Origin of the sequence: Kitasatospora sp. NPDC050463, from assembly GCF_040655255.1 — a bacterium.
Lineage (GTDB): Bacteria > Actinomycetota > Actinomycetes > Streptomycetales > Streptomycetaceae > Kitasatospora.
Window position 1 is genome coordinate 105,976 of the sequence record NZ_JBFAJO010000005.1, and the last position, 25,206, is coordinate 131,181.

General features: G+C 73.0%; 23 protein-coding genes. 18 read left to right on the forward strand and 5 right to left on the reverse strand.

The features are described 5' to 3' along the window. The first annotated feature begins 118 nt into the window (after window positions 1-118). The 5 genes from AB0J08_RS05195 to AB0J08_RS05215 all read left to right on the forward strand — a co-directional run bounded on the left by AB0J08_RS05195 (window position 119) and on the right by AB0J08_RS05215 (window position 7,013). The gene (locus AB0J08_RS05195) at window positions 119-1,222 is read left to right on the forward strand and encodes an ATP-binding protein (protein WP_360627125.1); all 1,104 of its coding nucleotides are present in this window, start codon (window positions 119-121) and stop codon (window positions 1,220-1,222) included. Window positions 1,223-1,501: 279 nt separating this feature from the next. Beyond that, window positions 1,502-2,623 (forward strand): phenylalanine--tRNA ligase subunit alpha, encoded by a 1,122-nt coding sequence (gene pheS, locus AB0J08_RS05200; protein ID WP_360627128.1) that lies wholly within the window; start codon window positions 1,502-1,504, stop codon window positions 2,621-2,623. Further along, window positions 2,623-5,124, forward strand: coding sequence for a phenylalanine--tRNA ligase subunit beta (pheT, locus tag AB0J08_RS05205; RefSeq protein WP_360627131.1), 2,502 nt, complete (start codon window positions 2,623-2,625; stop codon window positions 5,122-5,124). The genes pheS and pheT overlap by 1 nt, the downstream gene beginning before the upstream one ends. A 225-nt stretch (window positions 5,125-5,349) precedes the next feature. Then, complete coding sequence (locus AB0J08_RS05210; RefSeq protein ID WP_360627134.1) at window positions 5,350-6,189, forward strand: chitosanase; 840 nt, start codon at window positions 5,350-5,352, stop codon at window positions 6,187-6,189. A 92-nt stretch (window positions 6,190-6,281) separates the two neighbouring features. Beyond that, window positions 6,282-7,013, forward strand: a complete 732-nt coding sequence (locus AB0J08_RS05215; protein WP_360627137.1) for a hypothetical protein — start codon at window positions 6,282-6,284, stop codon at window positions 7,011-7,013. A gap of 428 nt (window positions 7,014-7,441) precedes the next feature. Here AB0J08_RS05215 and AB0J08_RS05220 read toward each other — a convergent pair whose 3' ends face one another. Then, window positions 7,442-8,311, reverse strand: a complete 870-nt coding sequence (locus AB0J08_RS05220) for a 3-hydroxybutyryl-CoA dehydrogenase (protein WP_360627140.1) — start codon at window positions 8,309-8,311, stop codon at window positions 7,442-7,444. 280 nt (window positions 8,312-8,591) lie between these two features. On the opposite strand from AB0J08_RS05220, the gene AB0J08_RS05225 reads away from it, so the two are divergent. Beyond that, window positions 8,592-9,410 carry an SDR family oxidoreductase gene (locus tag AB0J08_RS05225; protein WP_360627142.1) on the forward strand — a complete coding sequence of 273 codons (819 nt, stop codon included), beginning with the start codon at window positions 8,592-8,594 and terminating at the stop codon, window positions 9,408-9,410. A gap of 62 nt (window positions 9,411-9,472) precedes the next feature. Here AB0J08_RS05225 and AB0J08_RS05230 read toward each other — a convergent pair whose 3' ends face one another. Beyond that, complete coding sequence (locus AB0J08_RS05230; RefSeq protein WP_360627145.1) at window positions 9,473-10,471, reverse strand: 2-dehydropantoate 2-reductase N-terminal domain-containing protein; 999 nt, start codon at window positions 10,469-10,471, stop codon at window positions 9,473-9,475. A gap of 65 nt (window positions 10,472-10,536) precedes the next feature. Next, complete coding sequence (locus tag AB0J08_RS05235; protein WP_360627148.1) at window positions 10,537-11,478, reverse strand: polysaccharide deacetylase family protein; 942 nt, start codon at window positions 11,476-11,478, stop codon at window positions 10,537-10,539. Window positions 11,479-11,744: 266 nt separating this feature from the next. Between AB0J08_RS05235 and AB0J08_RS05240 the strand changes: the two genes are divergently transcribed. Together AB0J08_RS05240 and AB0J08_RS05245 are read left to right on the forward strand one after the other, a co-directional pair. Continuing rightward, a complete protein-coding gene (locus AB0J08_RS05240; protein WP_360627151.1) occupies window positions 11,745-12,623 on the forward strand; it encodes an SAM-dependent methyltransferase in 879 nt (292 codons plus the stop codon). Between the two features lie 215 nt (window positions 12,624-12,838). Then, window positions 12,839-13,345: an FBP domain-containing protein gene (locus AB0J08_RS05245; RefSeq protein WP_360627154.1), complete on the forward strand. Its 507-nt coding sequence runs from the start codon at window positions 12,839-12,841 to the stop codon at window positions 13,343-13,345. Between the two features lie 78 nt (window positions 13,346-13,423). On the opposite strand, the gene AB0J08_RS05250 is transcribed toward AB0J08_RS05245, so the two are convergent. Continuing rightward, window positions 13,424-13,798, reverse strand: a complete 375-nt coding sequence (locus AB0J08_RS05250; protein ID WP_360627157.1) for a S4 domain-containing protein — start codon at window positions 13,796-13,798, stop codon at window positions 13,424-13,426. Between the two features lie 89 nt (window positions 13,799-13,887). Continuing rightward, window positions 13,888-14,289, reverse strand: coding sequence for a VOC family protein (locus AB0J08_RS05255; protein ID WP_360627160.1), 402 nt, complete (start codon window positions 14,287-14,289; stop codon window positions 13,888-13,890). Window positions 14,290-14,387: 98 nt separating this feature from the next. Here AB0J08_RS05255 and AB0J08_RS05260 point away from each other — a divergent pair, with 98 nt between their 5' ends. From AB0J08_RS05260 to AB0J08_RS05305, 10 genes are all read left to right on the forward strand, one after another. Beyond that, entirely contained in the window at window positions 14,388-15,647 is a 1,260-nt protein-coding gene (locus AB0J08_RS05260) for a methyltransferase (protein ID WP_360627163.1), read from the forward strand. Between the two features lie 212 nt (window positions 15,648-15,859). Then, entirely contained in the window at window positions 15,860-16,888 is a 1,029-nt protein-coding gene (argC, locus tag AB0J08_RS05265; protein ID WP_360627166.1) for an N-acetyl-gamma-glutamyl-phosphate reductase, read from the forward strand. A gap of 29 nt (window positions 16,889-16,917) precedes the next feature. Continuing rightward, the gene (argJ, locus tag AB0J08_RS05270; RefSeq protein WP_360627361.1) at window positions 16,918-18,069 is read left to right on the forward strand and encodes a bifunctional glutamate N-acetyltransferase/amino-acid acetyltransferase ArgJ; all 1,152 of its coding nucleotides are present in this window, start codon (window positions 16,918-16,920) and stop codon (window positions 18,067-18,069) included. 76 nt (window positions 18,070-18,145) lie between these two features. After that, window positions 18,146-19,078 (forward strand): acetylglutamate kinase, encoded by a 933-nt coding sequence (argB, locus tag AB0J08_RS05275; protein WP_360627169.1) that lies wholly within the window; start codon window positions 18,146-18,148, stop codon window positions 19,076-19,078. After that, the gene (locus AB0J08_RS05280) at window positions 19,075-20,316 is read left to right on the forward strand and encodes an acetylornithine transaminase (protein ID WP_360627172.1); all 1,242 of its coding nucleotides are present in this window, start codon (window positions 19,075-19,077) and stop codon (window positions 20,314-20,316) included. Before argB ends, AB0J08_RS05280 begins: the two co-directional genes overlap by 4 nt. A 17-nt stretch (window positions 20,317-20,333) precedes the next feature. Continuing rightward, on the forward strand, window positions 20,334-20,882 hold the full coding sequence (locus AB0J08_RS05285) for an arginine repressor (protein WP_360627175.1): 549 nt from the start codon (window positions 20,334-20,336) through the stop codon (window positions 20,880-20,882). 205 nt (window positions 20,883-21,087) lie between these two features. Then, a complete protein-coding gene (locus AB0J08_RS05290) occupies window positions 21,088-22,281 on the forward strand; it encodes an argininosuccinate synthase (protein WP_360627178.1) in 1,194 nt (397 codons plus the stop codon). Window positions 22,282-22,379: 98 nt separating this feature from the next. Continuing rightward, a complete protein-coding gene (gene argH, locus AB0J08_RS05295) occupies window positions 22,380-23,804 on the forward strand; it encodes an argininosuccinate lyase (protein WP_360627181.1) in 1,425 nt (474 codons plus the stop codon). Between the two features lie 118 nt (window positions 23,805-23,922). Next, window positions 23,923-24,180: a hypothetical protein gene (locus AB0J08_RS05300; RefSeq protein WP_360627184.1), complete on the forward strand. Its 258-nt coding sequence runs from the start codon at window positions 23,923-23,925 to the stop codon at window positions 24,178-24,180. A gap of 327 nt (window positions 24,181-24,507) precedes the next feature. Continuing rightward, window positions 24,508-25,011 (forward strand): GNAT family N-acetyltransferase, encoded by a 504-nt coding sequence (locus AB0J08_RS05305; protein WP_360627187.1) that lies wholly within the window; start codon window positions 24,508-24,510, stop codon window positions 25,009-25,011. Window positions 25,012-25,206: the final 195 nt, after the last annotated feature.

Consider the following 25,206-nt stretch of genomic DNA (forward strand, 5'->3'; position numbering starts at 1 on the left):
CCGGGCGCCCCCGGAAGTCGCCATCGCGACGCCGTGGGCCCTACTGCGGGGGGCCGCGAGACGCTAGGGTCTGCCTCGGTGGGGGGAAAGACACGGTGGGTAATCGGGGAGGACACCCATGGTCGGCAGCGGGCCAGAGCTCGACCCGGACGACCTGCCGGACGGCCTGGTGGTCGCCGACGCCCTGGGCCGGGTGGTCTGCTTCAACCGCACCGCCGCCCGGCTCACCGGCATTCCCCAGGACACCGCGCTCGGCAGCCCGCTGGAGCACGTCCTCCCGCTGGAGGACCTGGACGGCCGCCGCTGGTGGCAGCTGACCGACCCGTACGGCGGCCTGGCGACCCGCACCAGCCAGCCCGAGCGCAACCTGCTGCTCCCCGGAGGCCGTGAGGTGCTGGTCTCCGCCCGCTACGTGCGCGCCCGCCCGCAGGCGCCGCTGGAGCGGCTGGTGATCGCCCTGCGCGGCACCGAGGCCCGCCGCCGCACCGAGCGCAGCCACGCCGAGCTGATCGCCACCGTCGCCCACGAGCTGCGCTCGCCGCTCACCAGCGTCAAGGGCTTCACCGCGACCCTGCTGGCCAAGTGGGAGCGCTTCACCGACGGGCAGAAGCGGCTGATGCTGGAGACCGTCGACGCGGACGCCGACCGGGTCACCCGGCTGATCGCCGAGCTGCTGGACATCTCCCGGATCGACGCCGGCCGGCTGGAGCTGCGCAGGCAGGTGGTCGACCTGGCCGCCGCCGTGCGCCGGCACGTGGACCGCAAGGTCGCCACCGGCATCCCCGAGAGCCGCTTCGACATCCGGATCAGCGAGCCGCTCACCGTGCTCTGGGCCGACCCGGACAAGGTCGACCAGGTGCTCGCGAACCTGCTGGAAAATGCGGTGCGCCACGGTGAGGGAACTGTCACGATCGAGGTGGCACCGGCCAAGGAGGTCGTCGAGGCACCCGTCTGGGAGCGCTCCGGCACCCCTCCCCGCACAGTGGAAGGCACCGCGGTCACCGTGAGCGACGAAGGAACGGGCATCCCCGAGGATTCGATGCCGCGCGTCTTCACCCGCTTCTGGCGCGGCTCCAAGCGCGGCGGCACCGGTCTGGGCCTCTACATCGTCAAGGGCGTCGTGGAGGCCCACGGCGGGTCGATCCGCGTCGACCGCGCACCCGGCGGCGGCGCCCGGTTCCGATTCATCCTGCCCGCCGGCGTGCCCGACTTCATGCTCTGACGGAGCCTGGACGACAGCCGCGGCACGCTCCGGGCGGCGGCAGGGCCACCCCCGGGGAACGCCGTGGATCGGGAGGCCGGACGGGCTTCACGGCAGCCGCGCCACGCGCTGCGACTACACTCGACCTTTGGCGTTGTGGGACGCCCTGCGCGGCTGTGCCGCGGACACCCCTCCGGAGTACCGCGGCGGGGGCTGCCCGTGCCCCGGCCACGCCGGGCGTCACGCGAAGGCACGAGCCCTTACCTGAGCACGGACGAGCAGGAGCACGGGAAGATAGAGATGTCGGCACCCAACAAGTCGTACGACCCGGTCGAGGTCGAGGCCCTCAAGCCCGAGGTGGTGGAGCAGGCCCGGGACGAGGCCGTCCAGGCCTTCGCGGCCGCCACCACCCTCGACGAGCTGAAGCAGGCCAAGGTCGCCCACACCGGCGACCGCTCCGCGCTCTCCCTCGCCAACCGCGAGATCGGCGCTCTGCCCCCGCACGCCAAGGCCGCCGCCGGCAAGCTGATCGGCCAGGCCCGCGGCGCCGTCAACCAGGCGCTCGCCCGGCGCCAGGCCGAGCTGGAGGCGGAGCGCGACGCCCGCGTCCTGGTCGAGGAGGCGGTGGACGTCACACTGCCCTACGACCGGACCCCGCGCGGCGCCCGCCACCCGCTGACCACACTGGCCGAGCGCATCGAGGACACCTTCGTCGCGATGGGCTACCAGGTCGCCGAGGGCCCCGAGGTCGAGGCCGAGTGGCTGAACTTCGACGCCCTCAACCTGGGCCCGGACCACCCGGCCCGCTCGATGCAGGACACCTTCTTCGTCCAGGCCCCGGACGGCTCCGCCGACTCCGGCGTGGTGCTGCGCACCCAGACCTCCCCGGTCCAGGCCCGCACCATGCTCGACCGCGAGCCCCCCATCTACGTGGTCTGCCCCGGCCGGGTCTACCGGACGGACGAGCTGGACGCCACCCACACCCCGGTCTTCCGCCAGGTCGAGGGTCTGGCCGTGGACGAGGGCATCACCTTCGCCGACCTCAAGGGCACCATCGAGCTGCTGGTCTCCAAGCTGATCGGGGACGGGCTGGAGCTGCGCTGGCGGCCCTCGTACTTCCCGTTCACCGAGCCGAGCGCCGAGATCGACCTGCAGTGCTTCGTCTGCCGCGGCGAGAGCGTCGGCAATCCGGACAAGCCCTGCCGCACCTGCTCCTCCGAGGGCTGGATCGAGCTCGGCGGCTGCGGCGTGGTCAACCCGCGGGTGCTGGTCGCCTGCGGCATCGACCCGAGCCGCTACAGCGGGTTCGCCTTCGGCCTGGGCCTGGAGCGGATCCTGATGAACCGTCACAACGTCGCCGACATGCGCGACATGGTCGAGGGTGACGTGCGCTTCACCCTCCCGTTCGGGATGGAGATCTGATGCGCGTCCCGCTTTCCTGGCTGCGCGAGTACGTCGACCTGCCGGCCGGCGAGACCGGCCGTGACGTGGCGGAGCGACTGGTCCGCGCCGGTCTGGAGGTCGAGACGGTCGAGCAGATCGGCGCCGACCTCAAGGGCCCGCTGGTGGTCGGCCAGGTGCTCTCCATCGAGGAGCTCTCCGGCTTCAAGAAGCCGATCCGGCACTGCTACGTCAACGTCGGTGACGCCAACGGCACCGGCGAGCCGCAGGAGATCGTCTGCGGCGCGACCAACTTCGCCGTCGGCGACAAGGTCGTGGTCGTCCTCCCGGGCGCCGTGCTGCCCGGCCCGTTCCCGATCGCGGCCCGCCAGACCTACGGCCACACCTCGGCCGGCATGATCTGCTCCGCCCGCGAGCTGGGCATGGGCGACGATCACGACGGCATCATCGTCCTCCCGCCGGAGTACGAGCCCGGCACCGACGCCATCGAGCTGCTCCAGCTCGTCGACGAGGTGCTGGACATCGCCGTCACCCCGGACCGCGGCTACTGCCTCTCGATGCGCGGGGTGGCCCGCGAGGCCGCCGCCGCGTACGGGCTGCCGCTGGCCGACCCGGCGCTGCTCGACGTGCCCCCGGCGAACTCCTACGGCTACCTGGTCAAGGTCGCCGACCCGGCCGGCTGCGACCGCTTCGTGGCGCGTACGGTGATCGGTCTCGACCCGACCGCCAAGTCGCCGATCTGGCTCCAGCGCCGCCTGCAGAAGGCCGGCATCCGGCCGATCTCGCTGGCCGTGGACATCACCAACTACGTGATGCTGGAGGTCGGCCAGCCGCTGCACGCCTACGACAAGCAGCGCGTGGACGGGCCGATCCTGGTCCGCCGGGCCGAGCAGGGCGAGACCCTGACCACCCTCGACGGCACCGAGCGCAAGCTCTCCGCCGAGGACCTGCTGATCTGCGACAACAGCGGCCCGATCGGCCTGGCCGGTGTCATGGGCGGCGCCTCCACCGAGATCCTCGACCCGGCCGCCGGTCCGGGCACCACCGAGGTGATCATCGAGGCGGCGCACTTCGACCCGGTCGTCATCGCCCGCGGCGCCAAGCGGCACAAGCTCCCCTCCGAGGCGTCCAAGCGCTTCGAGCGCGGCGTCGACCCGGAGGCCGCCCGCGCCGCCGCGCAGCGCGCCGTCGACCTGCTGGTCCTGATCGCCGGCGGCACCGCCGAGGCCGGGGTCACCGACATCGCGGCCCCGCACCCGGTGCGCACCATCACCATCGCCGCGGACCTGCCGGACCGCGTGGCCGGCACCACGTACGGCCGCGAGAGCGTCACCCGGCGCCTGCAGGAGATCGGCTGCTCCGTCGCGGGCGCCGACGTCCTGGAGGTCACCCCGCCGACCTGGCGCCCCGACCTCACCGACCCGTACGACCTCGCGGAGGAGGTCATCCGCCTGGAGGGGTACGACAACGTGCCCGCCCGGATGCCCACCGTGCCGCCGGGCAAGGGCCTCACCGAGGCCCAGCGCACCCACCGCCGGGTCGGTGTCGCGCTGGCCGGCGCCGGCTACGTGGAGGTCAACAACTACCCGTTCGTCGGCGAGGCCGCCTTCGACGGGCTCGGCCTGGAGAAGGACGACCGGCGCCGCCGCACGGTGAAGCTGGTCAACCCGCTCAACGACGAGGAGCCGGCGCTGCGCACCACGCTGCTGCCGGGCCTGCTCGGGGCGCTGCGCCGCAACATCGGCCGCGGCAACACCGATCTGGCGATCTTCGAGACGGGGACCGTCTTCCTGCCCAAGGACGAGCAGACCGTCGCGCCGCGTCCGGCCGTCGACCGCCGTCCGAGCGACGAGGAGCTGGCCGCCCTCGACGCCGCGCTCCCGGACCAGCCGCGCCGGATCGCCGCCGCCCTCGCGGGCGAGCGGCTGCCGTCCGGTTGGTGGGGCAAGGGCGCTCCGGCCTCCTGGGCCGACGCGATCGAGGCCGCCCGTGCGGTGGCCCGCGCCGCCGGCGTCGAACTGGCCGTCCGCCAGGGCCGGCTGGCTCCCTGGCACCCGGGCCGCTGCGCCGAGCTGGTGGTCGCCGGTACCGACCGGGTGGTCGGCCACGCCGGTGAGCTGCACCCGCGCGTCGTCAAGGCGCTCGGCCTGCCCGAGCGCACCAGCGCGATGGAGGTCGACCTCGACCTGCTGACCGCCGACGGTGCCGTGCGGGCCTCGGGCCCGGCCGTCTCCGCGTTCCCGGTCGCGACCCAGGACGTGGCGCTGATCGTCGACGCGGCCGTCCCGGCCGCCGAGGTGGAGGCCGCGCTGCGGGCCGGCGCCGGCGAACTGCTGGAGGCCATCCGGCTGTTCGACGTCTTCACCGGCGAGCAGGTCGGCGACGGCAGGAAGTCGCTGGCGTACGCGCTGCGCTTCCGCGCGGCGGACCGCACGCTGACCGCCGACGAGGCCACCGCGGCCCGTGAGGCGGCCGTGGCCGAGGCCGTCGCCCGGACCGGCGCGGTCCTGCGCGGCGCCTGACGCGCACCCCCCTCGAAGGGCCCCGTCGCCGGTTCCGGTGGCGGGGCCCTTCGCCGTCCGGCGCGGAGGCCGTGGCGCTGGGACGGCTGACCTGGCTCTTTGAAGAGTTTCCTTCAAAGCCCTTGCGGGCGTGGGCCGGTGGGCGCTATTTCTTGGTTAGGAAAGTTTCCTAACTCCCCGCCGGCGGCGCCCCCATGCCCGCCCCCACGGAACACGGAGCGTCAGATGCACCGTCCGCAGCACCGCACCGTCCGGATAGCCCTCGCCGCCCTGCTGGTGGCCGCGCCCGCCACGGTCGTGGCCGCCGGCGCCGCCCACGCGGCGCCGACCGCCGCCGTCGTCCAGGTCAAGGCCGTCGGCCTGGACGACCCGCACAAGAAGGACATCGCGATGCAGCTGGTGTCCAGCGCCGAGAACTCCTCGCTGGACTGGAAGTCGCAGTACAAGTACATCGAGGACATCGGTGACGGCCGCGGCTACACCGCCGGCATCATCGGCTTCTGTTCCGGCACCGGCGACATGCTCGACCTCGTCGAGCACTACACCGACCTCAAGCCCGGCAACGTCCTCGCCAAGTACCTGCCGGCGCTGCGCAAGGTGAACGGCACCGAGTCGCACGCGGGCCTGGGCAGCGCCTTCGAGAGGGACTGGGCCACCGCCGCCAAGGACGGCGTCTTCCAGAAGGCGCAGAACGACGAGCGCGACCGCGTCTACTTCAACCCCGCCGTCAAGCAGGCCAAGGCCGACGGCCTGCGCGCGCTCGGCCAGTTCGCCTACTACGACGCCATCGTGATGCACGGCGGCGGCTTCGACCAGGCGGGCTTCGGCACCATCCGCAAGAACGCCCTGAAGAAGGCCAAGACCCCCGCCCAGGGCGGCGACGAGGCCACCTACCTCAAGGCCTTCCTGGACGCCCGCCGGGCCGCCATGAAGCTGGAGGAGGCGCACTCCGACACCAGCCGCGTCGACACCGAGCAGCTGGTCTTCCTCAACGCCAAGAACTTCGACCTCAACCCCCCGCTGAAGTGGAAGGTCTACGGCGACAGCTACTCCATCAACAGCTGAGCCCTGCCGGCCGCGGAGGCCGTTCGCCCGGCCTCCGGGGCCGCCCGTTTATCGGGTGACACCCCGCCGCGATCGCTGGTACGTTCGACGACGTGGCAAAGCTGAACCAGATCATCGCCGTCGAAAAGGGCGTCAAGTCCAAGTCGTTCCAGGAGCTGACGCAGTCCCACCAGGACTTGCAGAAGCCCGCGTTGCTGGCCGGCATCTCCCGGACGTACCAGCCCAAGGACGAGGAGGGTGAGCAGCTCCCCCCGGAGTCCACCCGCGTCCAGGTGAAGGCCGAGGACGTCCTGCGGACCACCGCCGCGACGCTGTCCCGACTGTTCGACGTCACCGCGACCAAGGACTGGGCGAACACCGAGGCCCGCGCCGACGTCGTGGTCGACGGCCGCACCCTCGTCGCCGACGTGCCGGTCACCTATCTGCTCTTCCTGGAGAAGCAGCTCACCGACCTGCGCACCTTCGTCCGCAAGCTGCCGGTTCTGGACGCCGCCGAGGCCTGGAACCTCGACGCCTCCACGGACTCCTGGAAGACCGAGGCGGTGCGCACGATCCGCACCAAGAAGGTGCCGCGCAACCACGTGAAGGCCGAGGCGACGGAGAAGCACCCGGCGCAGGTCGAGGTGTACTACGAGGACATCGCGGTCGGCTACTGGACGACCGTCAAGTTCTCCGGAGCCCTTCCGGCCCGGCGGGTGAACGAGCTCCTGGAGCGGGTCGAGAAGCTCCAGCAGGCCGTCCAGTTCGCCCGCGAGGAGGCCAACGGCTCCGAGGTCACCGACCGCAGGGTGGGTGACGCGGTGTTCGGCTACCTGTTCGGGTAGCCCCCAGATCGCCCCCGTATGAGAGCGGGGGTGGCGCGAAGAGCGCAAGCTGATACTGAAGTTGAAGCTGATATCAGGGGAGAACGTGGAGGTTCGAGTCCTCCTCCCGGCACTTCGTGCCGGGATGGCCCAACATGGCAGAGGCGCCCCTGTAAGACTCAGACTCTCGCTCCAGACTCAGCATTCGCCGCCGAGCGCCGGATCGACCGGGTGTGTGCCGTAAGCGTCGGATGCGGGTTCGACTCCCGTCTGCGCCTCTCCCTTGGCGCGGTAGCTCCAATGGCAAAGCACGATGCTGTGAAAATGACCCACACCCTTAAACGTGCCGGTGCGAGCAATTGGGTGGCACCTCAGGGGCCCGGGTAGCTGGATACCGCTCCCGGGCCCCGTCACCGTTCCCGCCGTCCGGGCGCTCGCGGTGCAGGAGGTCAGGCGCTCGCGGTGTAGTCGTAGAAACCGCGGCCGGACTTGCGGCCCAGCAGGCCCGCGTCGACCATCCGGGAGAGCAGCGGGGGAGCGGCGAACAGCGGCTCCTTGTACTCGTCGTACATCGACTCGGCGATCGAGACGATGGTGTCCAGGCCGATGAGGTCGCACAGGCGCAGCGGGCCCATCGGGTGGGCGCAGCCGGCCTCCATGCCCTTGTCGATGTCGGAGGCGGTCGCCACGCCCGACTCGAACATCCGCACCGCCGACAGCAGGTACGGCACCAGCAGCGCGTTCACCACGAAGCCGGCGCGGTCGCGGGCGCGGATCGGCTCCTTGCCGAGCACCTGGGAGGCGAACGCCTCGACCCGCTCGGTGGTGGTCGCCGAGGTGGTCAGCGTCGGGATCACCTCGACCAGCTTCTGCACCGGCGCCGGGTTGAAGAAGTGCAGGCCGATGACCTGCTCCGGACGCGAGGTGGCGGCGGCCAGCTTCACGATCGGGATCGACGAGGTGTTGGAGGCCAGGATCGCGTCCCGGCGCTCGACCACCTGGTCCAGGGTCTGGAAGATCTGGACCTTGATGTCCTCACGCTCGGCGACCGCCTCGACCACCAGGTCGCGGTCGGCGAAGTCGGCCAGGTCGGTCGTGAAGGACAGCCGGGCCAGCGCCTCGTCGCGGTCCTCGGGGGTCAGCTTGCCCCGCTTGACCGCCGTCTCCAGGGAGTTGGTCAGCCGGGTACGACCGAACTCCAGGGCCTCCCCGCTGGCCTCCGACACCAGGACGTCCAGCCCCGCGCGGGCGAACACCTCCGCGATGCCCGACCCCATCAGACCGCAGCCGATCACTCCGACGCGCGCGATGTCACTCACTCAGTTGCCCTTCGGTGGTGCTGGGGGTCCCCCAGCAGGTGTCCCAGCAAGCTGCTGTTCAGCGGGTGGGTGCACCGATATGTGTGCACCGATGCACCGCCCCGACGACGTTACTACTCCGTACCCGCCGGTAGGTCATCCCCTCCCCGGCTGGGTCGGGCGCCCGGACCGCTCCTGCGAACGGGTGAGCCCGGCCGGGAAGCCCGTGCGCCCGGGGTCCGGCACGCCTGCCGCCGGACAGAATGCGGGTCGGTCGGGGGCCGCGCGAAGGGAGCAGGGAATGCCGACGGGATCGCTCACAGGGCAGGTCGCCCTGGTCACCGGAGCCGGCCGGGGCATCGGCCGGGAGATCGCCATCGGCCTCGCCGCCGAGGGCATGGCCGTCGGTCTGGTCGGACGCACCCACCAGACCCTCACCGACACCCTCAAGGAGTGCGCCCGGCACGGTGCCCGCGGCGTCGCCGTCACCGCCGACGTCACCCGCCCCGGCTCGGTGCGCGAGGCCGTCCGCGTCATCGAGCGCGACCTCGGCCCGGTCGACCTGCTGATCAACAACGCCGGCCAGGTCGACCGCACCGAGGCCCCGCTCTGGGAGACCGACGCCAACCAGTGGTGGCAGGTGATCGAGACGAACCTGCGCGGCCCCTACAACCTGCTGCGCCGCGTCCTGCCCGGCATGGTCGAGCGCCGCCGCGGCCGGGTGGTCAACCTCAACACCGGCTTCGCCCTGCGCCCCGACGGCCACTACACCGCGTACGCCACCTCCAAGAGCGCGCTGCTGCGGCTCTCGGACAACCTCGCCGACGGACTCGCCGAGCACGGGGTGGTGATCCTCGACATCAGCCCGGGCGCGGTCGCCACCGACATGACCGCCGGCATGCCGATGTTCCGGTCCATGAAGACCTGGGGCTCCATCCCGTACATGGTCGCGGTGACGGTGGACGCCGCCCGCGGCCGCTTCGACGCGCTGCACGGCCGGTTCATCCACGCCGGGCGGGACGACCTGGAAGAGCTGGTCCGCCGCGCGGAGGAGATCCGCGCGACGGACGCCCGTACGCTGCGGCTGCGGCCGTACGGGCCCGACGACCCGATGGGCTGACCGCGCGCACCGGGGCGTTCCCGCAGCCCCGTCCTCACAGCCCTGTTCTCACAGGTCCGTTCTCACAGCTCCGCGAGCGCGGCCAGTTCCTCGTCGGTGAGCGAGCCGGGGCCGCGCCGGGCCCGCGCGAACGCGTTGGCGAGCCGCTGCAGGGCCTCGTTGAGCGGCGCCGCCACCCCGTGCAGCCGGCCGAGGAGCACGATCTCGCCGTTCAGGTGGTCCGCCTCGATCGAGCCGGTGCCGCGTGCCAGGCTCTGCCAGGACGAGCTGCCGCTGCGCCGCGCCCCCGCGACCGGCGCCTGCCGCAGCACCTCGCCGGCCAGCCGGACCTGGTCGAGTGGGTCGTGGTGGGGGATGCCGGCGGCGGCCAGCACCGCCGCGCCCTCCGCCATCACCCGCCGCTGGAGGCCACCGAGCGGCTCGCCGTCGATCCGGCCGGCCACCGCGTCCAGAGCGTTGCCGAGGTTGCCGAGGAGCTTGGCGTACTTCCAGCGCATCACGTCGGCGTCCACGTGCGCGCTGAACGCGGACCGGGCCAGGTCGGCGGCGATCGGCGCGGCCCGCCCGCCGCCGTCGCCGGCCGGATAGCCGCCCAGCCGCAGCACGCCGCTGACCGGCGTCCCGCCGGCGGTGATCCGGCCCGGCTCCAGGTGGTTGGACGGCAGCCAGACGCACATCGCCAGCACCTCGCGGAAGACGCGCAGCGCGAGGCGCTCGTTCTCGACCCCGTTCTGCGCGCAGACCAGCGGCAGCCGCTCGCCCGCCGTGCCGCCGCCGTCGACCGGGCGCGGCGCCCAGGCGGCCAGGGCGGCGGCGGTGTCCTGGGTCTTGACGGCGAGCAGCAGGACGTCGTCCGGCCGCAGGTCGACACCCTCGGGCCCGCCCGCGACCGGGATCCGCAGCGTCCGGGTGCCCTCCGGGGTGCCGAACCGCAGCCCCTGCTCCCGCAGCGCCGCCAGGTGCGCGCCGCGCGCGACCAACAGGACGTCGTGACCGCCCTCGTGCAGCCGGGCACCGATCGTGCCACCCACCGCACCCGCCCCGATGATGATGTAGCGCATGCGCGACAGCATGGCACGGGCGTCCCGGGGTGATCAGTGGGCGGCCGGGACGGGCGGGGCAGGCCTCAGGCGCAGAGCCGGCTCGCGGTGACCGGCGTGAGCCCCGCCTTGGTGAGCCCGTCCAGGATGGCCGGCAGCGCGTCGACCGTGCACTGGTGGCCCATGTGCAGGGCGACCACCGAACCGCCCCTGGCCGAGCCGAGCACCCGGCGCTGGAGTTCGGCCGCGCTCGGATCGCTGTAGTCGCGCGGGTCGACGTCGAAGGAGAGCACGTGCTCGTAGCCGACCGCCCGGGCCTGCTCGCGCACCATCGGCGTGGCGTACTGGGCGGCGGACGGCCGGAACCAGCGGCCGATCGAGCCGGTGAGCCGTTGCAGCCGCTCCGCGCACTGGGCGATCTCGGCGCGTGCCTGGTCGGGGCTCATCGCGGAGATGTTCTGGTGGTTCTGGGTGTGGTTGCCCAACTCGTGGCCGCCGTCCAGGATGCGGCGGGCCATCTGCGGCTGCTGGTCCAGCCAGCTGCCGACGGCCATCACGGTGAGCCTGGCGCCGCGCTCTTCGGCGATCTCCAGCAGGGCGGTGGCCAGCTTCGGGTCGCCGCTGCCGTGGAAGGTCAGGGCGACGTTCTTGCCGGTGCGCGGTCCGTACGCCACCTCGACCGGGGTACCCGGGGCGAGCGGCGTGAGGACGGGCGGCGCCGGTGGCGCGGCGGTGGTGACGGCCGCGGTGGGGGAGGCCGCCGCCTGGGGGTCGGCCGGGGTGGCGGCGGTGCCCGGGGCGGGGGAGGCCGGGCCCTCGCCGGGCGCCCAGGCCGGGTCGACCGCCAGCGGGTCGCCGCCGGCCGGGTCCACGGTGCCGGGGTGGACGGCGAGCGCGCCCGGGTCGGCCCGGCGGGGGGTGGCCCCGGCGCAGGCGCCGAGCAGCCCGCCGACGGCGGTGAGCGCGGCCAGCCTGGCGGTGGCGCGCAGGACGGTGCGGCGGTCGGCGGTCATCCGGTCGGCAGTCATCGGCAGCCAGCATAGAGACGGCGAAACGCCGGGGCGATTCGAGTCCGGCGCCGCCACCCGCACGACGACGTGCACACGCACCGTCCCCGGCGGGCGGCGGAATCCTGAACTCCCGCTGTCTCCACGGCGTGTCGTCGGATACGATCACCGCGCACCGCGTGGTGGGGCCCGGCGGGTCCGCCCGCGCAGACCGGTGCCCCGCCGAGGCGCTCCGGCGCCGTGACGGGCAGGCATTCCGGCAGTGAGCTTGAGGGGGCGGAAGCAGGATGCACGAGGACACCGCGACGACGGACGTCGGTACGGACTGGGACTGGGTGAAGGCCGAGGACTGGCAGCCGCCCACCGAGCTGGACACCGGTATCCCGCACACCGCCCGGATGTACGACTACTACCTCGGCGGCAAGGACAACTTCGAGGCCGACCGCAAGGCCGCCGAGGCCGCCATCGCCGCCTACCCCGCGCTGCCGCTGCTGGCCCGTACCAACCGTGAGTTCCTCGGTCGCGCCGTCGAGTTCGTGGCCGACCGGGGCATCCGCCAGTTCGTCGACGTCGGCACCGGCATTCCCGCCGTCGGCTCCACCAGCGAGGTGGCCCGGCGGGTCGCCCCGGACGCCCGCGTGGTGTACGTCGACAACGACCCGATCGTGGCCACCCACGCCCGCGCCCTGCTGGCGAGCCACAAGGCCGGCCACACCTCCGTCATCGAGGCCGACCTCCGCGACCCGGCCACCATCCTCGACCACCCCGGCCTGCGCGCCGCCGTCGACCTCGACCGGCCGGTGGCCCTGATGCTGGTCGCGGTGCTGCACTTCATCCGGGACGAGGACGGCGCGCAGGAGATCGTCCGGACGCTGCGCGACGCACTCGCTCCCGGCAGCGCGCTGATCCTCTCGCACGGCAGCCCCGACTTCGCCTCCCGGGAGAGCGCGGCCGAGGGCACCCGGATCTACAAGAGCGCCAGCGCGCCGCTGGTACTGCGCCCGCGCGCCGCCGTGGAGCCGTTCTTCGGCGACTTCGGGTTCGCCGGGCCCGGCCTCGTCCAGCTCCCGCTCTGGCGCCCCGAGGCGGGCCACGTCCCGACGGGTGACCTGCCGGGGGGCTGGCAGGATGTCTCGGCCTACGCGGGCGTCGCCTTCAAGGCCTGAACCACCGCGTGGCCCACCGGCCCTGGCGCCCGCTCGGGAACCGGGCCGGTCCGCGTCGGCCCGCTCGGGTACCGGGGCCGGTCCGCGTCGGCCCGCTCGGGAACCGGGGCCGGTCCGCGTCGGCCCGCGGCACGCACCGGCATTCGCCCCACAGAGGGACGCTTCGGCGGAAAATGCCACGACGGCCCGGCGCGCGCGGTGTTACTTTGCGGATCATGAACCCCCTGAGCGAGAACGAGATCCGCGGCTCCTTCGTCAACTGTTCCAAGGGCGAGGCCCGTCGGCTCAATCTGCCCCGGGGGCTGGCCGAACTCCCTTGGGAGCACCTGGACTTCCTCGGCTGGCGGGACCAGGGCGCACCCGACCGCGGCTACCTGGTCGCCGAGCACGGCGGCGAGCTGGTCGGCGTCACGCTGCGGGTGCCCTCGGTGCGCCGCAGCCTGACCAAGAGCAACGTGTGCTCACTGTGCCTGTCCACCCACGCCGGCTCCGGCGTCGCGCTGCTGGCCGCCCGCCGGGCCGGGGTCTCCGGTCGTGAGGGCAACACCGTCGGCACCTACATCTGCGCCGATCTGGCCTGCTCGCTCTACCTGCGCGGGCTGAAGAAGTCCGCGCTGGTCAGCCGGCCCGAGGGGTCGCTGTCGCAGGACGAGCTGATCGCCCGCACGGTGGCGAACCTGGACGCCTTCCTGGTCAAGGTCCTCACCGACACCCTGGCCTGACGCCTCGGGCCGACGCGCCGGTCCCGACGCGCCGACCGCGGCTCCCGTCGGTCCCGGCTGGGGCCGCCTGGGGCCGGGCTATCCGTGGCGCAGCTGGTCCAGTTCGCGCCGGTCCCGCTTGGTGGGCCGGCCGGCACCCCGGTCGCGCTCGCCGGCCGCCGCCGACAGCTCGCGCGGCGGCCTCGGCGGGCCGGTCTCCACCAGGCACTCGGCCGCGACCGCCGCCCCGACCCTCTTGCGGACCAGCCGCTTCACCACGACGACCCGCTCGAAGCCCTCCTGGCGCACGCGCACCTCGTCCCCGGGCTTGAGCGCCTGCGCGGGCTTGACCCGCTCCCCGTTCACCCGCACGTGCCCGGCCCGGCACGCGGCCGCCGCCAGGGCCCGGGTTCTGGTGAGCCGCACCGACCAGATCCAGCTGTCCACCCGGACGCTTCCCTCGTCTTCCACCATCCTCCGAGCCTACCCACGGCCGGGCCGGGCCGGGCCGGTCCGGCGCCGGGGTGCGACCGGGGGACAGTCGGGGCGGGGGGACGGCGCCGCTACGAGGCCGGCGACTCCTGGATCGCCCAGCCGTTGCCGTCCGGGTCGCTGAAGAAGACGAACGAGTTCCACGCCCCGCCACGGCCGTCCACCCGGGTGCCGTCCTCGAAGTGCTGGACCGGGCTCACCTCCACGCCCCGCGCGACCAGCTCGCCGTGCGCCTTGGCGATGTCCGGCACCACCAGTTGCAGGCCCTTCAGCGAGCCCGGCGGCGCGTCCGTGACGCCGGTGCCCACCACGATCGAGCAGCCGGAGCCCGGCGGTGTCAGCTGCACCACCCGCACCCCGTCGCGGATCCGGGTGTCGTGGTCGACGGTGAAACCGACCTGTTCCTCGTAGAAGACCTTGGCCCGGCCCACATCGGACACCGGGACCACCACCACTTCGAGCTTCCAGTCCATGACCCCATCCCCTTCCGGTCGGGACCCTCCGGTCGGGCCTCTCCAGTATCGGACGTTCGGGCGGTCGGCGCCCGGCGGTCGGCTAGCCTGAGATCACGATGAACCGCCTCAGTACGCCCACCGCCGCGACCCCCTTCACCACCCCGTGGGGCACCTTCGACCTCACCCGCTTCCCGGAGGACCCGCGCGAGCGGCTGCGCGCCTGGGACGCCGCCGACGAGTACCTGCTGCGCCACCTCGCCGGCGAGTCCGACAGCGCGCAGGGCGAGGCCACCGAGCTCACCGGCCGCACCGTCGTCGTCCTCGGCGACCGCTGGGGTGCCCTGACCACCGCGCTGGCCGCCGCCCTGACCACGGCCTCGACCACCCCGTCGACCATGGCGTCGACCGCGCTGTCGACCGCCGCCCCGGTCCAGATCAGTGACTCCCATCTCGGCCGGCAGGCCACCCTCGCCAACCTCGCCCGCTCCGGCGCCGCCCCGGACGCGGCCCGGCTGCTCACCACCCGCGAGACCCCGCCCGAGCGCATCGACGTCCTGCTGGTCCGCGTCCCCAAGAGCCTCGCGCTGCTGGAGGACCAGCTGCACCGCCTCGCGCCCGCCGTGGGCCCCGGCACGGTGGTGATCGGCACCGGCATGGTCACCGAGATCCACACCTCGACCCTCCAGCTCTTCGAGCGGATCCTCGGCCCGACCCGTACCTCGCTCGCGGCCCGCAAGGCCCGGTTGATCTTCTGCACCCCCGACCCGGCGCTCGATCCCGGTCCCAGCCCCTGGCCGCACACCTATGCGTTGCCCGGTGACATCGGCCCGGCCTCGGGACGCACGGTGGTCAACCACGCCGGCACCTTCTGCGCCGAGCGTCTGGACATCGGCACCCGCTTCCTCCTCGGCCACCTGCCCGTGGCCGCCCCCGGCGCCCGGGTCGTCGACCTCGGCTGCGGCAACGGCGTGCTGGGCACCGCGGCCGCCCTCGCCAGCCCGGGTGCCGAGCTGGTCTTCCTCGACGAGTCGCACCAGGCCGTCGCCTCGGCCGAGGCGACCTTTCGCGCGAACCTCGGCCCGGACGCGCCCGCCGAGTTCCTCACCGCCGACGCCCTCGGCCCGGACGCCGTCCCGGCCGGCTCGGTCGACCTGGTGCTCAACAACCCGCCGTTCCACTCCCACCAGGCCACCACCGACGCCACCGCCTGGCGGATGTTCACCGGGGCCCGCCGTGCGCTGCGCCCCGGCGGCGAGCTCTGGGTGGTCGGCAACCGTCACCTCGGCTACCACCTCAAGCTCCGCCGCCTCTTCGGGAACTGCGAACTCGTCGCCGGGAACCCGAAGTTCGTGGTGCTGCGGGCCGTCCGCCGGTGAGCCGGCCGGGTGCCGGTCGGGTGGGGGCCGCCGTTCGACGGACCGAGATCAACTAAGGGTACCCTAAGCTGATGTCGCGACGGATCGAGAAGCGTCCACGGTGGACGGCGCGCCTCGGCGCCGGAGCGCGGGGCGGCGGCATCGTCTCGCACTCTCTTGCATGAATGTTCCGTGATGCGTATATTCATGCTCCGACCAAGGAGGGAACTGCCATGGCATTGCGAGTCGCCGTCGCCGGTGCGAGCGGATACGCGGGCGGTGAGGTGCTGCGCCTGCTGCTCGGCCACCCGGAGGTGGAGATCGGGGCGCTGACGGGCGGCTCGAACGCGGGTGCCAGGCTCGGCACCCTGCAGCCGCACCTGATCCCGCTCGCCGACCGGATCCTGGAGCCCACCACCCCCGAGGTGCTGGCCGACCACGACGTGGTGTTCCTGGCGCTGCCGCACGGCCAGTCCGCCGCCGTCGCCGAGGCGCTCGGCCAGAACGTGCTGATCGTCGACTGCGGCGCCGACTTCCGGCTCCAGGCCGCCGCCGACTGGGAGCAGTTCTACGGCTCCGCGCACGCCGGCACCTGGCCCTACGGCCTGCCCGAGCTGCCCGGCCACCGCGCCGCGCTCAAGGGCAGCAACCGCATCGCCGTCCCCGGCTGCTACCCGACCGCCGTCTCGCTGGCACTCTTCCCGGCGTACGCGGCGGGGCTCGCCGAGCCCGAGGCCGTGATCGTCGCCGCCTCCGGCACCTCGGGCGCCGGCAAGGCCGCCAAGACCCACCTGCTCGGCAGCGAGGTCATGGGCAACGTCAGCGCCTACGGCGTCGGCGGCCTGCACCGGCACACCCCCGAGATGTCGCAGAACCTCACCCCGGTCGCCGGTGAGCCGGTCACCGTCTCCTTCACCCCCACCCTGGTGCCGATGCCGCGCGGCATCCTCGCCACCTGCTCCGCCAAGGCGAAGCCCGGGGTGACCGGCGAGAGCCTGCGCGCCGCCTACACCGAGGCGTTCGCCGACGAGCCCTTCGTCCACCTGCTGTCCGAGGGTCAGTGGCCGCAGACCAGCAGCGTCTACGGCTCCAACGCCGCCCTGGTCCAGGTCGCCCTGGACGAGAGCGCCGGGCGGATCATCGCGATCAGCGCGATCGACAACCTGGTCAAGGGCACCGCCGGCGGCGCGGTGCAGAGCATGAACATCGCCCTGGGCCTGCCCGAGGAGCTGGGCCTTCCCCTGAACGGAGTCGCACCGTGACCGACCCCACCGCGAACACCGGCCGGAACGTGGGCGTCACCGCCGCCCGGGGCTTCCGCGCCGCCGGCGTCACCGCCGGGATCAAGGCCTCCGGCACCCCGGACCTCGCCCTCGTCGTCAACGACGGTCCCTCGCTGGCCGCCGCCGGGGTGTTCACCGGCAACCGGGTCAAGGCCGCGCCCGTGCTCTGGTCCGAGCAGGTCCTCAAGGGCGGCCGGGTCAGCGCCGTCGTCCTCAACTCCGGTGGTGCCAACGCCTGCACCGGCCCGCTGGGCTTCCAGGACACCCACGCCACCGCCGAGAAGGTCGCCGAGGAGCTCAAGCTCAACGCCGGCGAGGTCGCCGTCGCCTCCACCGGCCTGATCGGCGTCCGCCTCCCGATGGACGTCCTGCTGCCCGGGGTCGCTCTCGCCGCCCAGGAGCTCGACACCACCGGCGGCGAGGCCGCCGCGATCGCCATCAAGACGACCGACACCGTCCACAAGACCGCCCAGGTGACGAACGGCGGCTGGACCCTCGGCGGCATGGCCAAGGGCGCCGGCATGCTCGCCCCCGGCCTCGCCACCATGCTGGTCGTGCTGACCACCGACGCCGCTCTCGAATCCGCCGCCCTGGACGCCTCGTTGCGCGCGGCCACCCGCACCACCTTCGACCGGATCGACTCCGACGGCTGCATGTCGACCAACGACACCGTGCTGCTGCTCGCCTCCGGCGCCTCCGGTGTCACCCCGGACCGGGCCGAGTTCGACGAGGCCGTCCGCGCGGTCTGCGCCGACCTCGCCCGACAGCTGATCGGTGACGCCGAGGGCGCGAGCAAGGACATCCGGATCGACGTCACCGCCGCCGCCACCGAGGCGGAGGCCGTCGACGTCGCCCGCGTCGTCAGCCGCAACAACCTGCTCAAGTGCGCCCTCCACGGCGAGGACCCGAACTGGGGCCGGGTCCTGGCCGCGATCGGCACCACCACCGCCGCCTTCGACCCGGACCGCCTCGACGTCGCCATCAACGGCGTCTGGGTCTGCAAGGGCGGCAGCGTCGGGGAGGACCGCGACCTCGTCGACATGACCGGCCGGGAGATCGTCATCACCGCCCGCCTGAACGCCGGCGAGGCCGCCGCGACGGTGTGGACCAACGACCTCACCGCCGACTACGTGCACGAGAACAGCGCCTACTCCACCTGACAGCCGACGCCTGGCAGTCGGCCCACGGCTGACACCTGCCAGCTCACACCTGCCGACCGAGCCGGGGACCAGACACGTGCACATCGCACCCAAGGGCGAACAGGCCCGCAACAACACCGCGTTGCCCAAGGCCGTGACGCTGATCGAGGCGCTGCCCTGGCTGGAGCGCTTCCACGGCAAGACCGTCGTCGTCAAGTTCGGCGGCAACGCCATGGTGGACGAGAGCCTCAAGGCGGCGTTCGCCCAGGACATCGTCTTCCTGCGCTACGCCGGCCTGCACCCCGTCGTGGTCCACGGCGGCGGCCCGCAGATCAGCGCCCACCTCGACAAGCTCGGCCTGGAGTCCTCCTTCACCAACGGCCTGCGGGTCACCACCCCCGAGACCATGGACGTGGTCCGGATGGTGCTGGCCGGCCAGGTCCAGCGCGAGCTCGTCGGGCTGCTCAACGGCCACGGCCCGTTCGCGGTCGGCATGACCGGCGAGGACGCCCACACCATGACCGCCGTCAAGCGGTACGCCGTGGTCGACGGCGAGCAGGTCGACATCGGCCTGGTCGGCGACATCGTCAACATCGAGGCCGGCGCCGTGAAGGCGCTCATCGCCGACGGCCGGATCCCGGTGATCTCCTCGATCGCCCGCGGCACCGACGGACACGTCTACAACATCAACGCCGACACCGCCGCCTCCGCCCTCGCGGTGGCGCTCGGCGCCGAGATGCTCGTCGTCCTCACCGACGTCGAGGGCCTGTACGCCGACTGGCCGCACTCCGACGACGTGATCAGCCAGCTCACCGCGACCGAGCTGGAGGCGCTGCTGCCGGAGCTGGCCAGCGGCATGCTCCCCAAGATGGAGGGCTGCCTGCGCGCCGTCCGCTCCGGCGTGGGCACCGCCCGCGTGCTGGACGGCCGGGTGCAGCACAGCCTGCTGCTGGAGATCTTCACCGACGAGGGCATCGGCACGATGGTCGTGCCGGACGACGAAGCGACCGTGACCGGGGGACTGGCATGACGACCGACGCACAGCCGAGCAGCACACGGCCGACCGGCAACGAGCAGCTCACCGACCGCTGGCAGCACGCCTTCACGGACAACTACGGCACCCCCCGGATCCCGCTGGTCCGCGGCGAGGGCGCCAAGCTGTGGGACGCCGACGGCAAGGAGTACACCGACCTGCTCGGCGGCATCGCCGTCAACGCCCTCGGCACCGCCCACCCGGCGGTCGTCGAGGCCGTCACCCGGCAGATCTCGACGCTGGGCCACGTCTCCAACCTCTTCATGGCCGAGCCGACCATCGCGCTCGCCGAGCGGCTGCTGACGCTCTCCGGCCGCGACGGCCGGGTGTTCTTCTGCAACTCCGGCGCCGAGGCCAACGAGGCCGCCTTCAAGATCAGCCGGCGCACCGGCCGCACCCACGTGGTCGCCCTCCAGGGCGGCTTCCACGGCCGGACGATGGGCGCCCTGGCACTGACCGGCCAGCCCGCCAAGCAGGAGCCGTTCCTGCCGCTGCCCGGCGAGGTCACCCACGTCCCCTTCGGTGACGTGGAGGCCCTGCGCGCGGCCGTCACCACCGAGACCGCCGCCGTCTTCCTGGAGCCGATCCAGGGCGAGAACGGCGCGGTCCCGCTGCCCGACGGCTACCTGGCGGCCGCCCGGGAGATCACCCGCGCCACCGGCACCCTGCTGATCCTGGACGAGATCCAGACCGGCATCGGCCGTACCGGGTACTGGTTCGCCCACCAGGCCGCCGAGGGGGTCGATCCGGACGTGGTCACCCTCGCCAAGGCGCTCGGCGGCGGGCTGCCGATCGGCGCCGTGCTCGCCTTCGGGGAGGCGGCGGACCTGCTCACCCCGGGCCAGCACGGCACCACCTTCGGCGGCAACCCGGTGGTCGCGGCGGCCGCTCTGGCCGTCCTCGACACCATCGAGTCCGAGGGCCTGCTGGAGCACGTCCGCAAGATCGGCGAGCGGCTGCGGCGCGGCATCGAGGCGATCGGCGACCCGCTGGTGGCGCAGGTGCGCGGGGCCGGTCTGCTGCTCGGCATCGTGCTCACCGAGCCGGTGGCCGCCCGGGTCCAGGCGGCCGCCCAGGAGGCCGGTTTCCTGGTCAACGCCGCCGTCCCGGAGGCCGTCCGGCTCGCGCCGCCCCTGGTGCTCACCGAGCAGGACGCGGACGCCTTCCTGGCCGCCCTGCCGGAGATCCTCCGGACGGTGCGGGAGGACGCCCCGGCCGATGCGAGCCGAGCGTAGTCCGGGAGAATAATCACATGACCGCTCCCCACTCCGACCAGCCCGCCGCCGGTCCGACGCCGCAGGTCCCGCAGACCCGCACCGCGCGCCACCGGCGAATCGTGGACCTGCTCACCCGCCAGCCCGTGCGCTCGCAGAGCCAGCTCGCCAAGCTGCTCGCCGACGACGGACTGGTGGTCACCCAGGCCACCCTCTCCCGGGACCTGGACGAGCTGGGAGCGGTGAAGATCCGCAACCGGGACGGCGCGCTCATCTACGCCGTCCCGGCCGAGGGCGGCGACCGCACGCCGCGCGCGCCGATGGGGGAGTCGGCCAGCGAGGGCCGGATGGCCCGGCTGGCCGGCGAGCTCATGGTCTCCGCCACCGCCTCCGGCAACCTCGTCGTGCTGCGGACGCCGCCGGGCGCCGCCCAGTTCCTGGCCTCCGCGATCGACCAGGCCGAGGTCTTCGAGATCATCGGCACCATCGCCGGTGACGACACCGTGCTGTTGATCAGCCGGGACCCGTTCGGCGGTCAGGCGCTCGCCGATCACCTGATGCAGCTCGCCCAGGCCAAGGCCCAGTAAGGCCCGGTAAGGCCCAGTAGCGACCGGCCGGGCCCGGAACCCCGGGCCGCCGGCGATCGCGTCCCCACCCCCACCCCCGCCCCGCCCCCCGCCCCCCGTCCCCGGTCGTCGACTTCCCGCCCGGGGGTTTTGAAATCCATACGGTGTAGTGCATACTTATGCCTATCGCCGTAAGCCTGTTCGCACAGTTGTGAAGGAGAAAGCCGTGACCGAGCGCGTCGTACTCGCCTACTCGGGCGGTCTGGACACGTCCGTCTGCATCGGCTGGATCGCCGAGGAGACGGGCGCCGAGGTCATCGCCGTCGCCGTCGACGTCGGCCAGGGCGGCGAGGACCTCGACGTCATCCGCCAGCGGGCGCTGGACTGCGGCGCCGTCGAGGCCGAGGTCGCGGACGCCCGCGACGAGTTCGCCGAGGAGTACTGCCTCCCGGCCATCAAGGCCAACGCCCTCTACCAGGGCCAGTACCCGCTGGTGTCGGCCCTGTCGCGACCGACCATCGTCAAGCACCTGGTCGCCGCCGCGCAGAAGCACGGCGCCACCACCGTCGCCCACGGCTGCACCGGCAAGGGCAACGACCAGGTCCGCTTCGAGGTCGGCATCCAGTCGCTGGCCCCCCAGCTGAAGTGCATCGCCCCGGTCCGCGACTACGCGATGACCCGGGACAAGGCGATCGCCTTCGCGGAGGCCAAGGGCCTGCCGATCGCCACCACCAAGAAGTCCCCGTACTCGATCGACCAGAACGTCTTCGGCCGGGCCGTCGAGACCGGCTTCCTGGAGGACATCTGGAACGCCCCGATCGAGGACGTCTACGAGTACACCCAGAACCCGGCCACCCCGCGCGAGGCCGACGAGGTGGTCATCACCTTCGACGCCGGCGTCCCGGTCGCCGTCGACGGCCGCAAGGTGACCGTCCTGCAGGCCATCGAGGAGCTCAACAAGCGGGCCGGCGCCCAGGGCATCGGCCGCCTCGACATGGTCGAGGACCGGCTGGTCGGCATCAAGTCCCGGGAGATCTACGAGGCCCCCGGTGCGATCGCCCTGATCACCGCCCACCAGGCCCTGGAGAACGTCACCGTCGAGCGCGAACTCGCCCGCTACAAGCGGCAGGTGGAGCAGCGCTGGGCCGAGCTGGTCTACGACGGCCTCTGGTTCTCCCCGCTGAAGCGCGCCCTGGACGGCTTCGTCAACGAGGCCAACCAGCACGTCTCCGGCGAGATCCGGCTGGTGCTGCACGGCGGCCGGGCCGTCGTCAACGGCCGCAAGTCCGACGTGTCGCTGTACGACTTCAACCTCGCCACCTACGACACCGGCGACACCTTCGACCAGTCGATGTCCAAGGGCTTCATCGAGATCTTCGGGATGTCCTCGAAGATCGCCGCCCGCCGCGACCTCGGCTGATCCGCCCCGCCCGGTCCCACGACCACCCGCCGGGCCCCGGCCGCGTCACCCCCGCGGCCGGGGCCGCCCCCGACCCGCCCTACGTAAGGAGCCCAGCGATGCCCGCCGACCAGAATGCTGACGTCCGCCTCTGGGGCGCGCGCTTCGCCGACGGCCCGTCCGAGGCGCTGGCCAGGCTCTCCGCCTCGGTGCACTTCGACTGGCGCCTCGCGCCGTACGACATCGCCGGCTCGAAGGCCCACGCACGCGTCCTGCACAAGGCCGGGCTGCTCAGCGCCGCCGAGCTCGACGGCATGCTCGCCGGGCTGGACCAGCTGCTGGCCGACGTCGAGGCCGGCACCTTCACCGGCACCGTCGCCGACGAGGACGTCCACACCGCGCTGGAGCGCGGCCTGCTGGAGCGGCTCGGCGCCGAGCTGGGCGGCAAGCTGCGGGCCGGCCGCTCGCGCAACGACCAGATCGCCACGCTGTTCCGGATGTACCTGCGCGACCATGCCCGGATCATCGGCGGGCTGATCCTGGACCTCCAGCACGCGCTGGTCGGCCTGGCCGAGGAGCACCCGCACACCGCGATGCCGGGGCGCACCCACCTTCAGCACGCGCAGCCCGTCCTCTTCGCCCACCACGTCCTCGCGCACGTGCAGGCCCTCGGCCGGGACGCCGAGCGGCTGCGCCAGTGGGACGTCCGCACCGCCGTCTCCCCGTACGGCTCCGGCGCGCTGGCCGGCTCCTCGCTGGGCCTGGACCCGCAGGCGGTCGCCGCCGACCTCGGCTTCGAGCGGGGCTCGGTCGGCAACTCCATCGACGGGACGGCCTCGCGCGACTTCGTCGCCGAGTTCGCCTTCGTCACCGCGATGATCGGGATCAACCTCTCCCGGATCGCGGAGGAGGTGATCATCTGGAACACCAAGGAGTTCGGCTTCATCACCCTGCACGACGCCTTCTCCACCGGCTCCTCGATCATGCCGCAGAAGAAGAACCCGGACATCGCCGAGCTGGCCCGTGGCAAGTCCGGCCGCCTGATCGGCAACCTGACCGGCCTGCTGGCGACGCTGAAGGCACTGCCGCTCGCCTACAACCGGGACCTCCAGGAGGACAAGGAGCCGGTCTTCGACTCCTGCGACACGCTGGAGGTGCTGCTGCCGGCCTTCACCGGCATGATGGCCACCCTCACCGTGCACCGGGACCGGCTGGAGGAGCTCGCCCCGGCCGGCTTCTCGCTCGCCACCGACATCGCCGAGTGGCTGGTCAAGCAGGGCGTGCCGTTCCGGGTCGCGCACGAGGTCGCCGGCGCCTGCGTCAAGGTGTGCGAGCAGCAGGGCATCGAGCTGTCCGACCTGACGGACGAGCAGTTCGCCCGGATCTCCGCGCACCTGACGCCCGAGGTGCGCTCGGTGCTCAGCGTCCACGGCGCGATCGCCTCGCGGAGCGGTCGCGGTGGTACCGCCCCCTCGGCGGTGGCCGTCCAGCTCACCGAGGTGAAGGCCGATCTGGCGCTCCAGGAGGAGTGGGTCCAGGGCTGACACCGCGTGCGAGCGGTGTCCCTCGAAGGGGGCGTGGCGGGTCGACCGCCGCGCCCCCTTCGGGTGCCCCCGCCCGGTCGGCCGTAACCGGCCCGGCCCGGAGCCGGTCATGCACGGTATGTGCACCGACCTTCCCGTCGTCCCCTCCGCCGAGGACGAGGTCCTCGCCGAACTGCGGCGCCGCGTCGTCCGGGAGGCGGTGGCAGCCCTGCCGGGCCGCTGTCCGCAGCTCGTGGCCGCCCTCGCCGAGGACCCGCTGCCGAGCTACCGCGAACTCTCCGCGCGGCTCGGCATGCCGCGCGGCTCGATCGGCCCCACCCGCTCCCGCTGCCTCGCCTGCCTACGGGCCCTCCTCCACGCCGAGCGCTACCCCTAGGTCCTGGCCCGGCGCCCGGCCTGCTCCCCGCGCGGACCTCCCCGGCCGGGCGACGTGACCCTCGCCACGTCGCACGGCCGGAAGGTTGAGAGCAGCTGACACGCGGGTAGAGCGCTGGCGAACGCAGCTCTTGACGGCGGTGCGATCACTCGGATACTGAGCGTGAGCGCGCCGCCGTCGCCGTGGCCCCACCGGGCCGTGCGAACGGCGCGTTCGTGCGTCACCCCCGGCCAGGGCCGATCCCCGGCCGGGACACCTCCGGCAGGGCATCCGGTGCGACACCCTCACGTTTGCGCGCCGGGCACGACGATGGGGAGGCCCCAGCACATGGGCATGAGCGTGATCATCGCGGTGGCGGAAGCCGAGGATGCGGAGCAGATCCTCAAGCTGCAGTACCTCGGCTACCAGAGCGAGGCCGAGCTGTACGGCGACTGGACCATGGAGCCGCTGACGCAGACCCTGGAGAGCCTGCGCCGCGAACTCACCGAGCAGTACGTCCTGGTCGCCCGGCTCGGTGACGAGGTGGTCGGCACCGTCCGCGGCGGGATCGACCCCGACGGCATCGGCCGGATAGGGCGTCTGGTCGTCCACCCCCGGATGCAGCGTCACGGCCTCGGCGGCCGCCTGCTGGAGGCCCTGGAGCGCCGCCTCGCCGCGGACGGCCGCCCGGTGACCGCCTACCGCCTGTTCACCGGTCACCGCAGCCTGGGCAACCTGCGCCTCTACGCCCGTCAGGGCTACCGGCAGACCGCCGTCGAACACGTCGACGGCCGGCCGAGCCTGGTCCACCTGGAGAAGTCCGCGGTGGCGCCGCTCGCCGCCACCGCCTGAGCCCGCGCCCTCGCAGCCACCCGGCGCCGCCACCATCCGGACGATCCGGAGGCGGCGCCGAGGTGTATCACCGCAGCTCACGGCGGTGGTCGTCCGCATTGCGGACAGCGGATCCAAATAGTTGGGACGAAGTCGAACCATCTGATTTACTGGCTCACATGACTGCGACGACGAAATGGACCCCCACCGGCACCC

Coding starts and splice junctions, on each gene's coding strand:
- AB0J08_RS05195 (WP_360627125.1), top strand. CDS start 119: ATGGTCGGCAGCGGGCCAGAGCTCGACCCGGACGACCTGCCGGACGGC.
- pheS (WP_360627128.1), top strand. CDS start 1,502: ATGTCGGCACCCAACAAGTCGTACGACCCGGTCGAGGTCGAGGCCCTC.
- pheT (WP_360627131.1), top strand. CDS start 2,623: ATGCGCGTCCCGCTTTCCTGGCTGCGCGAGTACGTCGACCTGCCGGCC.
- AB0J08_RS05210 (WP_360627134.1), top strand. CDS start 5,350: ATGCACCGTCCGCAGCACCGCACCGTCCGGATAGCCCTCGCCGCCCTG.
- AB0J08_RS05225 (WP_360627142.1), top strand. CDS start 8,592: ATGCCGACGGGATCGCTCACAGGGCAGGTCGCCCTGGTCACCGGAGCC.
- AB0J08_RS05230 (WP_360627145.1), bottom strand. CDS start 10,471: ATGCGCTACATCATCATCGGGGCGGGTGCGGTGGGTGGCACGATCGGT.
- AB0J08_RS05235 (WP_360627148.1), bottom strand. CDS start 11,478: ATGACTGCCGACCGGATGACCGCCGACCGCCGCACCGTCCTGCGCGCC.
- AB0J08_RS05240 (WP_360627151.1), top strand. CDS start 11,745: ATGCACGAGGACACCGCGACGACGGACGTCGGTACGGACTGGGACTGG.
- AB0J08_RS05245 (WP_360627154.1), top strand. CDS start 12,839: ATGAACCCCCTGAGCGAGAACGAGATCCGCGGCTCCTTCGTCAACTGT.
- AB0J08_RS05250 (WP_360627157.1), bottom strand. CDS start 13,798: ATGGTGGAAGACGAGGGAAGCGTCCGGGTGGACAGCTGGATCTGGTCG.
- AB0J08_RS05255 (WP_360627160.1), bottom strand. CDS start 14,289: ATGGACTGGAAGCTCGAAGTGGTGGTGGTCCCGGTGTCCGATGTGGGC.
- AB0J08_RS05260 (WP_360627163.1), top strand. CDS start 14,388: ATGAACCGCCTCAGTACGCCCACCGCCGCGACCCCCTTCACCACCCCG.
- argC (WP_360627166.1), top strand. CDS start 15,860: ATGGCATTGCGAGTCGCCGTCGCCGGTGCGAGCGGATACGCGGGCGGT.
- AB0J08_RS05280 (WP_360627172.1), top strand. CDS start 19,075: ATGACGACCGACGCACAGCCGAGCAGCACACGGCCGACCGGCAACGAG.
- AB0J08_RS05285 (WP_360627175.1), top strand. CDS start 20,334: ATGACCGCTCCCCACTCCGACCAGCCCGCCGCCGGTCCGACGCCGCAG.
- argH (WP_360627181.1), top strand. CDS start 22,380: ATGCCCGCCGACCAGAATGCTGACGTCCGCCTCTGGGGCGCGCGCTTC.
- AB0J08_RS05300 (WP_360627184.1), top strand. CDS start 23,923: ATGTGCACCGACCTTCCCGTCGTCCCCTCCGCCGAGGACGAGGTCCTC.
- AB0J08_RS05305 (WP_360627187.1), top strand. CDS start 24,508: ATGGGCATGAGCGTGATCATCGCGGTGGCGGAAGCCGAGGATGCGGAG.